The 13320-nt window shown below is 73.7% G+C and carries 4 protein-coding genes; 2 read left to right on the top strand and 2 right to left on the bottom strand.

The genetic code is table 11. The features are described from left to right. Positions 1-163 precede the first annotated feature (163 nt). Together LPA27_RS10745 and LPA27_RS10740 are read left to right on the top strand one after the other, a co-directional pair. Positions 164-547, top strand: a complete 384-nt coding sequence (locus tag LPA27_RS10745; protein WP_228942419.1) for a hypothetical protein — start codon at positions 164-166, stop codon at positions 545-547. After that, complete coding sequence (locus LPA27_RS10740) at positions 544-1881, top strand: hypothetical protein (RefSeq protein WP_228942418.1); 1338 nt, start codon at positions 544-546, stop codon at positions 1879-1881. Before LPA27_RS10745 ends, LPA27_RS10740 begins: the two co-directional genes overlap by 4 nt. Before the next feature lie 68 nt (positions 1882-1949). Here LPA27_RS10740 and LPA27_RS10735 read toward each other — a convergent pair whose 3' ends face one another. Further along, positions 1950-2768: a hypothetical protein gene (locus LPA27_RS10735; RefSeq protein ID WP_228942417.1), complete on the bottom strand. Its 819-nt coding sequence runs from the start codon at positions 2766-2768 to the stop codon at positions 1950-1952. A gap of 242 nt (positions 2769-3010) precedes the next feature. Beyond that, positions 3011-13204 carry a hypothetical protein gene (locus LPA27_RS10730; protein WP_228942416.1) on the bottom strand — a complete coding sequence of 3398 codons (10194 nt, stop codon included), beginning with the start codon at positions 13202-13204 and terminating at the stop codon, positions 3011-3013. Positions 13205-13320: the final 116 nt, after the last annotated feature.

The raw sequence follows: 13320 nt of genomic DNA, 5'->3' as shown, positions 1-13320 counted from the left end.
CCCCACGGGCGCAGCCGCCCGCGGGAGGCCCTGCCGGCCGAGGGAGCGCACGCGGGGCGGACGACTTCTGTCGAGGACGTTAGAAGTCGCAGCGCGAGGGGAAGGAGCGTCTCGGCCACACCCTGAGCCCACGACACCTCGACTGTCCCAGGAGGACGCGCTCATGAGCGACACCACGCCACTGCCAGGGCTCGTAGGTGCCCTGCAGGAGCTCATCATCGACTACGGCGTCATCGAAGGCATCCTCGAGGAGCTGAGCACGGGCGAGGGAGACCTCAGCTCCACCGACCTGGACTGGGCCGCCGGGTCGTCGTTCGGCTCGCTGCCGCGGGGCACCGAGCTCAGCGGACACGCCGACAAGGCCAAGGACTACCTCCGCGACAGCCTGGTGGACCTCCGGCAGGCGATGAACATCTACATCGAGGCGGTCCAGACGTTCCGCGACGGGACCAACACGACCGACACGCACTCCGCCGAGGCCCTGGCGCAGATCCAGAGCAGCACCGACGCGGTGGAAGCGATCAACCAGAACCTGGAGAACCGATGAAGGGCACGGAGCGGACGCGTCTCGACCAGGCCGTCGACCAGTCGAGCGACGACGCCATCACCAATGGCGTCACCGCCTGGGAGAACGTCTCCGAGGTGCTCAACAGGGTGGCCATCCACCTGTCGACGGCCGCCCAGAACGGGGTGGACATCGGAGGCGAGACCGGTCCCGCCATGTTCAACGCCCTCAGTGCCTCCGCCGACCGCATGCGCGAGCGTGGCACGGAGGCCTTCCGCGGCAAGCTGGCGCTCCAGATGGCCAAGGACGGCGTGATCAAGGCCCGCGAGGCCCGCGACAAGATCGACACCGAGCTGCCGTCCCTGACGCCGATCACCTACACGCCCGACCCGGAGAAGACCCAGGCGGAGAACGACCAGGCCAAGACCACGGCCGACAACTCCGCGACCCTGGCGGCCCAGCGCGAGCAGGCCCGCGAGCAGCGCGCCCGCGAGATCGCGGACCAGATGGAGGCCGACTACGACGAGCCGATCACCATCTTCAAGGACATCCACAAGATCCCCGACCCCGAGCCCCTCCCCGGCACGGGTGGCGGCGGCGGCGGGGGTGGCGACAACCCCTACGGCGACGGCTCCGGCGGAGGCGGCGGGGGCAACAGCACGTGGCGCCCCGACGAGGGCGGCCGGATCGACCGCGATCCCGATCGTGACCGCGACCCCGATCGTGACCGCGACCCGATCATCGACCCGGTCGACCCCGAGGAGCCGAAGCCCCCGATCATCACCGAGCCGCCGATCACCGGCGAGCCGGAGGTCCCCGACGGCACCGACCCCGACATCGGCGACCCCGGCTCCTGGACCAACGGCGGCGCGTCGGGCACGGGCACCAGCGGCTCGGGCGGCAGCACGGGCGGCGGCTTCCCCGGCGGTGTCGCGGGCGGCGTGGCCGCCGGCGCCATCGGGGGCGGCGCGCTCCTGGGCGGCATCAAGAGCGGTGCCTTCAGCGGCCTGGCCGGCTCGCTCTCCAACGCCGCCACGAAGGCCGGCGCCATCGGCGCGTCGGCCCGCACGGGCGCCTCGGGCGCCCTGGGCCGCGGCGCGGCGGTCGCCGCTCCCGGCTCCACGGGCGGAGCCCGTACGGCGGGCGCCGCCGGTGCGGGCGGTCGTGGCGGCAGCCGCAGCGGGGCCCGTGGGGCCGCCCGCGGTGGCACCGGCGCCGGGGGCCGCGGGGCCGGTGGCCGTGGTGCGGCCGGGGTCGGCGGCGGCGCGGGGCGCGGCAGCAAGGACAAGAAGAAGGGCGCCGGCGGCGAGGACTTCTGGGACGACGGCCAGGACTGGATCGACGACGAGGACTCCGGCACCACGGTGCTGAAGTAGCCGACCAGGCGACGTGAGCGAGGGCGGGCCCATCCGGGCCCGCCCTCGCTGCTTTCACGGCCGGGTCGTCAGCGGGTGACCTTCAGCTCGTAGACCCAGCCCCACGGTGAGGCGACGGAGAGCCCGGAGGCACGGTCGCGCTTCGGGGAGCCGTAGACGGCGATGACGAGCGTCTTGCCGGCGAGCCGCTCGGGCACCCTGATCCGCGTCTCGAGCTCCTTGCTCGACGTGCGCACGAAGCGGATCTGGTCCTTGGTCGGGCAGTAGCTGTTCTTGCAGACCAGGAAGTCCGAGCGCCGGTCGCGGAAGCCCGAGGCCCCGCGGGCGGCGACGATCTGGGTGACCGAGGCGACGTCGTCGCCGTAGGCGCCCTTCCAGTCGAAGCGCAGCAGCGAGCCGGCCTTGACGGTGGTCTTGGTGGTCCGGTGCAACGTGAGGCTCTCAGGGTGCTCGACCGCCTCGTAGGTGACGCGGTCGGGTGCCGACTCCTCCACCACCGTCTCCCCGTCGAGCTCGGCGACCACGACGTCGTAGGTCTGCCCGAAGACCACGCCGGGGCCGGGCAGGATGTCGACGACGGCGTCGGCGCCGTCCCAGCCCTTCGGGGGCTCCCACGGCTGCGACGAGACCTGCTCACCGGTGACGGTGTCGGTCGCCGTGGCGACGTAGACGTGGCCGCGGGTCACGGTCGCGTCGGAGATGCGCGCACCGATGCCCTGGAAGCCCCAGCTGAGCGAGGGGAAACCGCCCCAGCGGTCGGTGATCAGCCCGGCCCCGACGAGGTCGAGGCCGCCCTCGTCGGCGTGCACGCTGCCGGCGCCGAGGGAGGTGGTGGTGAGGAGGGCCGCGGTGAGGGCGAGGCCGACGCGGCGCAGGTGGGTTCGCATGGGGGCTCCTGTCGGAGGGGGGTCGTACGGCGCTCCGCTTCGGCGCCGGTCCGCTCTCGGGGCGGACGGCGTGACCGTAGGCCCGGGTCGCGGGGTCGCGGGCGCGTTCTGGGTGGCTCGGGTGTCCGGGATCGTCCGGGCCCTCCTCCCGACGGGATCCCGGACGGCACCGTCCCTCCCCCGGACGCCGTCGGCCCCACCCGAGTGCTCGGGTGGGGCCGACGGTGTGGGGCGTTCTCGGATCAGCCCGTCTCGCAGGCGTATGTGCCCGGCGGGAGCGGGTGGGCCGGCGAGCGCTCTCCCGAGGCCGGCACGAGGGCCAGCTCCGCAGAGCCCACCGACCCGGTGTTGAGGGCCAGGCCCGTCAGCAGTGAGACCGTGCCGGGCTGCGAGGTGTTGAGGATGACGCCGACGCCGTTGGGTCCGCTGCACACCGTGTAGAGGTTGTACGACGCGTTCCAGTCGATGAGCCGGTCGCCCTGCACGTTGCCCTGGTCTCCCATGTCGGCCTGCAACGCGTCGTGCCCGAGGCCGCCGTAGAGCACGTCGGTGCCGTTGACGGTGACCCGGCGACCGTCGGTGTCCTGCGTCGGGGCCACGACCTTCCACAGCGCGGGCACGCTGCGCGACTGCTTGACGTCGAGGACGTCGTCGCCGCTGCCACCGAAGATCCGGTCGTGGTCGGCGTCACCCCACAGCGCGTCCGCACCGTCGCCGCCGAAGACCACGTCGTCACCGGTGCCTGCGTTGACCGTGTCGACGCCCGCGCCTGCGTGGATCGAGTCGAAGCCGTCGCGCCCGAGCAGCACGTCGGCGCCACCGATGGTGGGCTGCGTCTGGGTGACGACCCGCACCAGCGTGCCGCTGGGACGGATCAGCTCGGTGACGATGCCGGCCTGGCTGCTGATGCGGGTGTTGACCGCACCGAGCGAGGCCGCCGGAGTCGGCACGTCGACGCCCTGGTCGCCGATGAGCGCGTCGTCGCCGGCCTCGCCGTCGAGCACGTCGCCGGAGACGGGCTGTCCCGCGACGACCTGCTTGGGGCGGCTGGCGCCGGTGTTGTCGAACTGGCCGTAGAGGTCGTCGTCGCCGGTGCCACCGGTGAGGAGGTCGCTGCCGGCCCAGATGCCCGGGCCGCTGTCCGCCATGGCGACCTTCCGGACCACACGGGGACCCGAGCCACCGCCCGGGAGCACGACGTTGGGACCGTTGCGGGTCACCCGACCGTTGTCGCCGAGCACGATGTCGGTGCCGTCGCCGCCGTCGAGGGAGTCGTTGCCGTCGACCAGACCGGCCGCCGTGGTGTCGACGGTGGCGGTCGGGCTCACGAGCAAGCGGTCCTCGGACGGCTTGGCGCCGATGACCAGGCCGTTGCTGGTCGAGCCGCCGCCGACGAGGTCGTCCTCCCCGAGACCGCCCTTGACCAGGTCGTCCTCGGAGCCGCCCTCGGCGTAGTCGTCGCCCTCGCCCCCGTCGATGTCGTCAGCGCCGCCCTGCCCGAAGAGCAGGTCGCGGCCCGCGTCACCGACGAGGGTGTCACCGGCGCTCGTGCCGGCCGCGGCGCGAGCCGAGGACCGGTCGAGGTCGAAGAGCGCGACCGTACGGCGCTTCGTGCCGTCGGTGCGCAGCGTGCCCGTCGGAGCCAACAGGGCGTTGTCGCCCGCCGCCACGTCGTCGCCGTTGCCGCCGACGAGGGTGTCGCCGGCGTCGAGCTGACCGACGCCCGTGCGGGTGGCCACGATCTTGCCGTCCTTCGACGAGCTGCCTCCGACCAGGGCGTCGTCGCCGTCGTCGCCGCGGAGGGTGTCGGCGCCGGCGCCGCCCTCGAGGAGGTCGTCGCCGGCGCCGGTCAGCAGACCGACCCGCACGACGCCGTCCTCACCGTTGAGCACGTCGTCGCCGCCCTGGCCGAAGACCGTGTCGTTGCCGAGGCCGCCGGAGAGTGCGTCAGGCCCGAAGGTCGACGTCGCGGCCGCCCGGCCCGGTGCCGGTGCGTCAAGCAGCGTGACCACGGCGGGGTCGGCGGTGGTGCCGGCCCCGGTGACGGTGCCGTTGTCGCCGACGACGAGGTCGTTGCCCTCGCCACCGTCGACGGTGTCGGAGGAGGCGCCGTCGTAGGAGCCGGCCACCCACGAGCCACCGATGAGGTGGTCGTCGCCGAGCTCGCCGGTGAGGACGTCCCCGCCGGCCGCGCCCTCGAGCGCGTCGTTGCCGTCGCCGCCCGCGAGAAGGTCGTCACCGCCCTGCCCGAGCAGCAGGTCGTCCTTGCCGCCGCCCTGAAGCGTGTCGGCGCCGGAGACGGTGGCCGCCGGGGCCTGGGTGGTGGCGGTGTCGAAGAGGGTGATGCCGACCGTGGGTCGGATCCGGGCCCACCACGTGCGGGCCGGCTCGGTGTTCTGTGACGGGGGCACGAGACGGGCGTTGTCGCCCACCAGGACGTCCTTGCCGTCCTTGGCGTCGACGCCCTCGTCACCGACCAGGGTGTCGCCACCGTCGGGGCGGCCGGCCCCGGTGCGGTCGAGGGTCAGCGGGCCGGAGGTCGAGGAGCCACCCACGAGGAGGTCGGCGCCGTCGTCGCCCTGCACCAGGTCGGAGCCGGAGCCGCCCTCGACGACGTCGTCGTCGGGACCGCCGTAGACCTCGTCGTCACCGCCCTGTCCGAAGACCCAGTCGTCGGAGAGCCCGCCGTAGAGGAGGTCGTCGTCGCCGGCCGAGTCTGCGCCGAGGGTGGCGAGCACTCCGGGCAGGATCGAACGGCTGGTGTCGCGCGGGGTGGCGCCGGGGGCGTCGGAGGCGCTCGGGGAGAAGGCCAGGTCGGCGTCGCCGCCGACGAGGAGGTCCACGCCGCCGTCGCCGATCAGCTCGTCACCGCCCTCGCCTCCGGCGAGCAGGTCGGTGTCGGAGCTGCCCCGCAGGACGTCGGCGTCGGCGTCGCCGAAGAGCACGTCGCGACCGGCGTCACCGGAGAGCAGGTCCTCGCCGGTGTCACCGTGCAGCACGTCCTCGCCGTCGCCGCCGCGGACGAAGTCGTCGCCCGCGCCGCCGCGGACCTGGGTCTCGTCGCCGGCGCCGGCGTCGACGAAGTCGCCGCCCGCTCCGCCGTCGAGGTCGTCGGTGCCCTCGCCGCCGAGGACGCAGTCACCGTCGCCCTTCGCGCCGGTCAGACCGGCGAGGTCGACCGTGCCGGTGTCGCCGACGACGTTCGCCGCGCGCCGCTGGCCGGTGGTGCCGTTGCCGTCGAGGTCGGCGAGGCCGCCCGCGAAGACGACGCCGCCGAGCACGCCGGTGAAGGGCGCGCCGCCGGCGTAGACCTGGCCGTCGCGGACCTCGAGGCCCTCGAGCTGACCGTCGTCGGAGACCCCGGAGAGGTCGCCGTCGAGGTCGACGCGGCTGAGCACGATGCTCGTGGAGGGTCGGCACACGATCGAGCGGCCCGCGCCGAGCGGGGCGCCGGCGGAGGCCGGCTCGGCCTCCACGGTGTCGTCGCCGGCGTCACCGATCAGCAGGTCGCTGCCGGTGCCACCCGCCAGGGTGTCGTCACCCTCGCCGCCACGGGCGAGGTCGTCGTCGGCGTCGCCGGCGAGGAGGTCGTCTCCACCGGAGCCGTAGACGCGGTCGCGCCCGGCGCCGCCGCGGACGTCGTCGTCGCCCTGGTCGAGGGCGACGACGTCGGAACCGTCGCCGTCGAGGAGGTCGTCGCCCCCGCGACCGCACACCAGGTCTTCACCGGCGCCACCGGAGAGGATGTCGGCCCCGCCGCCACCGACGACGAAGTCGGAGCTGCCACCGCCGGTCACGTTGTCGGTGCCGCCCTGGGCGACCTCACCCTGGTTGGCGCAGGCGGCGTCGATCGCGGCCCTGCCCGGCAGGTCGACCGACGGCACGGTGACCGGGATGCCCGGCACCAGGGTGCCGCTGTCGGCCGTGCCGGTGACGCGCACGGCGAAGGTGCCGCCGTAGGTCGCAGGAACCGCGCCGGCGTAGGTGCCGCCGACGGTGAGGTCGGAGCCGTCGCCGCCGACCACCTGGTCGGAGCCCTCGCCGCCGACCAGCAGGTCGCCGGAGTCGATGAGGCCGGCGATGACCTCGTCGTCGGTGCTGGGGAAGGTGGACCTGACGTCGAAGCCGACGCCGCCGTCGACCACGTCGTCGCCGGTGCCGCCGACGACGGTGTCGGCGGCCGGGCCGCCACGGGTGCGGTCGGCCTCGGTGCCGCCGTCGACGAGGTCCTTGCCACGGCCGCCGTCGAAGACGTCGAGACCCGAGCCGCCCTGGCCGTCGGTGACGGTGTCGTCGCCCGCGCCGGCGTCGACGGTGTCGTTGCCGGCGCCGCCGGTGACGACGTCTGGCCCGTCGCCGGTGACGATGGTGTCGACGCCGGCGCCGCCGTCGACGCGGGTGGGCACGGTGAAGGGCACGTCCTCGATGGTGGTGGCGCCGTCCTCGCCAGGGTCGGGCGCATCGATGAGCTGACCGGGGTAGAAGCGCACGGTGTCGTTGCCGCTGCCGGCGTCGACGAGGATCTTCTTGCCCTTCGGGACCACGTAGGGCTTCACCAGGTTGAAGGCGCTCACCTCGATGCTGGCGCCACCGTCGGAGGTCGTGCCGACCTGACGGATCGTGAACTTCTCGTTGGTGATCGAGGTGTAGGCCCGACGTTGGCCGGCCCAGCCCTCGCCGATGAGCAGCCGCAGGTCGCCGTCAGCGGTGGGCACGGCCAGCTCGGGCTCCTCGACCTCGCAGTTGAACTCGAAGAGGGTGAGGCGCGGGCTGCGGACGATGTCGAACTCCTCCTCGATGGAGAAGAGGAAGAGATCGATGCTGAAGTAGAACTGCAGGAAGAACACGATGCCGGAGGAGACGTTGAAGGCGCAGCTCGGTCCTGAGCTGCTGCCGGCGAACTCGTCGGTGTAGATCTTGCCGTTGCTGTCGGGGTCGAAGGCGTCCAGGCCGAGGTCGAGCACGACCCCGCCCTTGATGCCCGCCTCGGCGAAGCCGATGCTGACGGCCGCACCGGCCTCGACGGTGAAGGTGAGCTCGATCTCGGGGACGTCCTCACCCTCCTCGAGGTCGTCGATGTAGAAGCCTTCCTTGAAGACCGAACCGCCGCCGGAGAGCCCGTCGGTGTCGCCGGGGTCGACCGACTCGATCCTCTGGGTCAGCCCGCGGGTGTCGAAGCCGAAGGCCATGCGGCCGTCGAGGCCGATCTCGCCACCGATGGAGGCACTGACCGGCACGGGGCCGACCATGAAGGGACCGAAGCTGCGGCTGACGCCGACGGAGAAGCCCATGTGGCCCAGGTCGACGTAGAGCAGGGTGGCGTCGCCCTCGCCGAGCAGCAGGTCGAAGACCTGCTCGGAGTCCTGGAGCACCGGCATGCTGATGCTCGGCAGGCCGACGTAGGCCTCCTTGCTGATCTCGGTGACCGTCTTGGGCTTCTCGGGCCCCGCGTCCTCCTCGACCGGCTCGGTGCCGTCCTCGCCCTTCTTGGTGTCCTCCTCCTCGACGTCGCAGGCCGACTCGGCCCCGACGTGCGACGTCCGGGTGGTCTCGGACGTGGTGGTGCCGTCGTCGAGCTTCTCGACGGCGGTGGAGGTGCAAGAGCCGAGCTTGAGGTCGCCTGCGTCGACCGAGAGCTCGCCGCCCTCGTCGAGGCTGCTGAGGCTGACGAGCTGCACGCCCGACTCGGCCTCGGGGAGCTTGCCGACCAGCTGCTGGAAGGCGATGAGGTTGGTGAGCATGCCGAGGTCGGGGTAGCGCTTGACCAGGATCGAGAGCATCGAGACCGGGCCGGCGCCGACCAGGTTGGCGAGGTCGTTGATGACGGGGATCGGCGCGTTGAGCGTGTCGACCACCGGGTTGAGCGGAGCCAGCCAGGAGCGGGCCTGGCGGAACCCGTCGCCCACGGCGTTGTAGAAGGTCACGGCGTCGATGAAGGAGTTCTCGAAGGCCAGGTCGCCGAAGGCGTCCTGGTCCTCGACCCAGGGCAGCGCCAGGGCGCCGACGGTGTCGAAGAACCCGATCTCGCCGGCGAAGGACTCGAAGTAGAGGTCGAGACCGCCGACGCCGTCGGCGGAGGCGTCGAAGCCGACCTCGCGGTCGTAGATCGCCGGGAGGTAGACCCGGCCCTCGTCGTCGCCGGCGTCGCCGGGCACGAGGTCGACGTCCAGGGTGGCGCCGCGCATGCCCGACTCGCCCAGGTCGACGAGCACGGCGGGCATGGTGCCGACCACGGCGTCGACGCAACGGGTGCCGGCCCCGGCGACCGGCACGACGGTGCCGGTCTCGGTGGTCCACTCGTCGGCGCGGCTCCACGCGTGGCAGTCCCCTTCGCTCCACTCGGGCAGCGCGGCGCTCACGGTCGCCGTGAGCTCCGGGTCGGTCGAGCCGAGCAGCAGGAACGGTCCTGTGCCGCGGGTGATGCCCAGCGTGACGTCAAGGGTCCAGGAGACCTCCGTGACTACCGGGGCCACCGTGTCGATGCGCACGCCTGCGGGTCCGGCGTCGAAGGCCGCGTCCTCCGAGGCGGTGCCGGACAGCGTGACGGGGATGGTGATCTCCTCGATGTCGCCGACCGTGTCGCAGCTGCTCACGCAGTCGAGGCTGGCGCTCCCGCCGGCCAACGTCGTGCCGGTGCCGCTGTCGGTGACCTCGGCGAGGGCGTCCTCGAGGGCCGTCACGAGGGAGTCGGAGGAGTCGGCGTCGTCGACGTCGCCCAGCGCGCGCAGCGCGTTGCGGGCCGCGCCGCTGACCTGGCGCACGGCGGTGGGGATGTCGGCGCCGGCGTCGAGGTCGGCACCGACGAGCGGGAGCCGCAGACCGGAGACGTCGCCGTCGAGGGCGTCGCCCAGGGTGCGGTCGAAGGAGCCGAGGCCGTCGGCGAGAAACTGCACCGACAACGGGAGGTCGTCGAGACCGGCGCCGGTGCCGCCGGAGCTGTCGCCGGCCTCCATGGCCAGGGCGACCGTCTGGCCGCCCTCGATCGGCACCGTCGCGCAGGCCGCGGTGGTCGCGGTCGAGGCCGAGGTGACCGGTCCGGTGGTGCAGGTCTGGGCGGACGCGCCGTCGCCGAGGGCGCGGGTGTGGGTGAGGGAGTCGCGGAAGTCGGCGAGGGGCACCCAGGCGTCGTCGCTGCCCGAGGCGGTCGTCGCGTCGATGGCGAGGGCGAGGTCGGACCCCTCGCCGGTGCGGACGGCCGCGGAGCCGTACTCGGCGTCCTTGTCGTCGATGTCGGCGACGGTGCGCTCGCTGATGCCGGTGATGCGCTCGACGGCGGAGGTGCCCTCGGTGCCGACGAAGGACCGTGCGGTGGCGAGGTCGACGCCGAGGGAGATCGAGGCGCTGGAGGAGGAGGCCACCCGCACCGTGACGGGGGTCGGGAGACCGGCGTCGTCGGTGCCGCCGCTGAGCACGCGCAGCTGCGCGTCGCCGGCGACGAGGCGCAGCGGCGCGGGGTCGGTGCGAGGGGCGGTGTCGAGGCCGGTGGTGAAAAGCAGGTTGTCGCCGTCGAGCTCGAAGGAGACCGTGGCGTCGTCGACCAGCGCCGGCACGGCGGCGGCCATCTCCTGCAGGGAGGAGACGGGCACGGCGTCGGCGACCGGGAGGGAGCCGGTGGCCGAGCCCTGCAGCCCGAGGAGCACGTTGTTGAGGCCGATGCGAGCCTGGTTGACCTCCGACGGGATGAGGTCGACCAGCGGGAGCGTCTTGTCGGCGCCGAGCTCCGGGCTGGGCTGGGCGTAGGCCAGCAGCACGGCGGCGAGGTCGTCGAGCAGGAGGTCGCGCAGGGCCTCGGAGTCGCCGTTGATGACATAGGCGTGACCGTCGGCGAAGCCGCCCGCCGCGAGGGGGCCGTCGACGCAGGTCAGCTCGGTGGCGCTGAGGACGTCGAAGGCGGTGCAGACGTTCTGCGTCGGGTCGGTGGCGCCGAGGTCGATGAGCTGACGGGTGACGCGGCGCTGGTCGGCGGCGGCGTCGGGGGCGATCCCGAACTGGGTGAGGAAGTCGGCGGCGGGGTCGGTGAGGGTGCCGTCGCCGCTGCCCTCGCCCATCACGCTGTTGCGCGAGGGCACCAGGTCGAGCAGGCGGAGGTCGTCGTAGGTCTCGCTGGTCGCGACGGTGGGCAGCGCGCCCAGGGCCAGCCGCTCCCAGACGGCGTCGATGGTGCCGCTCGTGCCGTCGTCGCCGATCAGGCGGCTGCCGTCGGCGAGCGGTCCGTCGGAGACGACGAGGCGGGCCTCGGCGCGCAGGGAGACCTCGCCGTCGACCGGGGCGGTCGCGGCCGGGTCGACGGGCTCGGCCCCGTCGGCGGCGGGCTGGTCGTCGCCGGTGTCGAGGAGGTCGGCGACGTCGACGGCGCCGGAGACGCTGCGGTCCTCGCCGAGGGCGACGTCGCCGGGGGTCAGGACGACGCGGGCGGCCTGGTCGCCCGTCTGCTCGAGGGTGTAGTCGTCGCGGGCCACGTCGACGTCGGTCTGCAGGAAGCCGATGCGGCCGGCGAGCTCGACGTCGTCGTCGAAGGAGGCTTGCAGGCTGCCGACCTGCCAGAGCAGGCCGTCGGCGGCGGGCTTGACGTAGGCGACCGGCGCCTCGGCCGGGGTGGCGGACGCCGCGGGGTCGGTGGGCTCGGACGGGTCGGTGGCGGGGGCCGGGTCGAGCAGGCCGATGCCGAAGGTGGCGTTGAGGGTGAGGTCGTCGGTGGTGACCGTGGCGTCACCCGACGGGGGCTCGGTGAGGGCGCCGGGGCGCTCGCCGATGCGGGGGCAGACCCGCTGAGCGCCGTCGTCGACCGACTGGCACAGGCCCGTGAGGCCCGTGAGCGGCGCGAGGCTGGCGGTGCCCCCGGTGGCGACCTGGGTCGTGCGCGCCTCGGTGACCGACTGGGCGACGGCGATCTCGAGGGCGCGGGCCGTCGGGTCGTAGGTCACGGTGCCGTCGAGGCCGAGGTCGCCGACGGCACGGCCGAGGGCCTGCACCGATCCGGCCACGGTGCGTGCGGTGCGCCGCTCCTCACCGCTGTCGAAGGAGACGGTGAGGGTGGGGAAGCCTCCCCCGCCGGTGACGGCGACGTTGGCGGTGGGCGAGGGGCCCACGGTCGCCCCGAGGTCCGCACCGTCGGCGGGCACCACGTCGACGCCGGCGTCGGGCGAGCCCCACGCGATCCGCGGCTCCTCGTCGGGCGAGACGCCCGTGGTGGTCGCCTGGCAGTACTGCACCTGGCCCGGGCGCGGGGCACCGGTGGGAGGAGAGGTGTCGGCCGCGCCGCAGGTGATCGTGGCGGTGGCCTGCTGGGTGAGCAGCGCGATGAGGTCGTCGGCGGGCGAGTAGAGGTCGCTCACGTTGGCGTCGAGGAGCGGCAGCTCGGCGTCGGCGGCGCTCTCGGCGGTGCGCAGCGCCGTGGCGTACTGGGTGAAGGCCGCGAGGGCCTGGGTCTGGCTCAGCGAGGCCAGCACCCTCAGCTCGGACTCGGGGTCGGAGCCCTCGTCGGTGTCGAGGTCGACGACGGGGGTGGCGTAGGGGGGAGCGGCGGGCTCGTCGTCTTCGTCGGCGCCGGGCTCGGGCGCGGTGGGCGCCTGCGGCTCGCGCAGCCCGACCGTGACCGACCCCTGGGGGCCGGTGACGCCGGGGATGAGGTCGGTGGTCAGGTCGAGGTCGAAGGTGACGTCGTCGGCGCCCGGGGGCGTCGCGGTGGCGAACATCTCCGCGGGGTCGCTGAGCTGGAGGTCCTCGGTGGTGAGGGCGCCGCGACCGTTGACGTCACGCAGGTTGAGACCGACGGAGCTGTCGATGAGGCCGGTGCCCGAGGCCTGGGTCTCCACGAAGCCGGCGAGCACCGTGAAGGGCTCGGCCTGCAGCGTCTCGGCGGCGTCGCCGTCGCCACCGGCGCGGGTCCAGACCCGGGTGGTGAGGGGGTTCTCCCCCACCACGGAGAACTCGCGCAGGTCCTCGGCGGTGTCGTCGTAGCGCAGCCGGATGGTGCCGGTGAGCTCACCCGCGAGCTCGCCGGTGAGCTCGGCGGCGCCGAAGCGCACCGTCTCGTCCTGGTAGGTCAGGGCGACGGGGGCCCGGCCGGTGAGGTCGATGCCAAGGGTCCACTCGAGGCTGCCGGCCGGCGCCGTGGGGAGCGGCTCGACCCGCTTCATGTCGAGCACCCCGCCGGACCCACTGGTCAGCACGCCGGGCAGCGTGTCGAGGGTCGCGGCGGGGTTGTCGGCCAGCACGTCGGAGACCAGTCGTCCGAGCGCGGTGTCGAGCTGGAGCACGTCGCGTACAGAGAGGTCGGTGAGCGGCAGGTCGTCGGCGAGGGCGGGCTGCTGGGCCGTGGCGCCGAGGGCGTTGCTGAGGGCCAGCAGGCCGATCCTGATGTCGGAGACCGCCTCCTCGGCAGCGGTGGGCTCCACGGCCTGGGCCGTCGGGAAGGGCGACAGACCAGCAGCCACCAAGGTGACGACGGCGGGGGCTGCGACGCCCCGGGTCAGACGACGGACGAGCGAGGACTTCAGGGACACACCAGGACGCACGACGACTCCACGAGCAGCGACCCGGGGCGATCCCA

The organism is Nocardioides sp. Leaf374 (assembly GCF_916862475.1).
GTDB classification, from domain to species: Bacteria; Actinomycetota; Actinomycetes; order Propionibacteriales; family Nocardioidaceae; genus Nocardioides; species Nocardioides kribbensis.
Note: the sequence above shows the minus strand (reverse complement) of the source record. Positions and strands in the feature narration are given on the sequence as shown.

Excerpts from the sequence above, each read along its gene's own strand:
- LPA27_RS10745 (WP_228942419.1), top strand. The coding sequence starts at position 164 with ATGAGCGACACCACGCCACTGCCAGGGCTCGTAGGTGCCCTGCAGGAG.
- LPA27_RS10740 (WP_228942418.1), top strand. The coding sequence starts at position 544 with ATGAAGGGCACGGAGCGGACGCGTCTCGACCAGGCCGTCGACCAGTCG.
- LPA27_RS10735 (WP_228942417.1), bottom strand. The coding sequence starts at position 2,768 with ATGCGAACCCACCTGCGCCGCGTCGGCCTCGCCCTCACCGCGGCCCTC.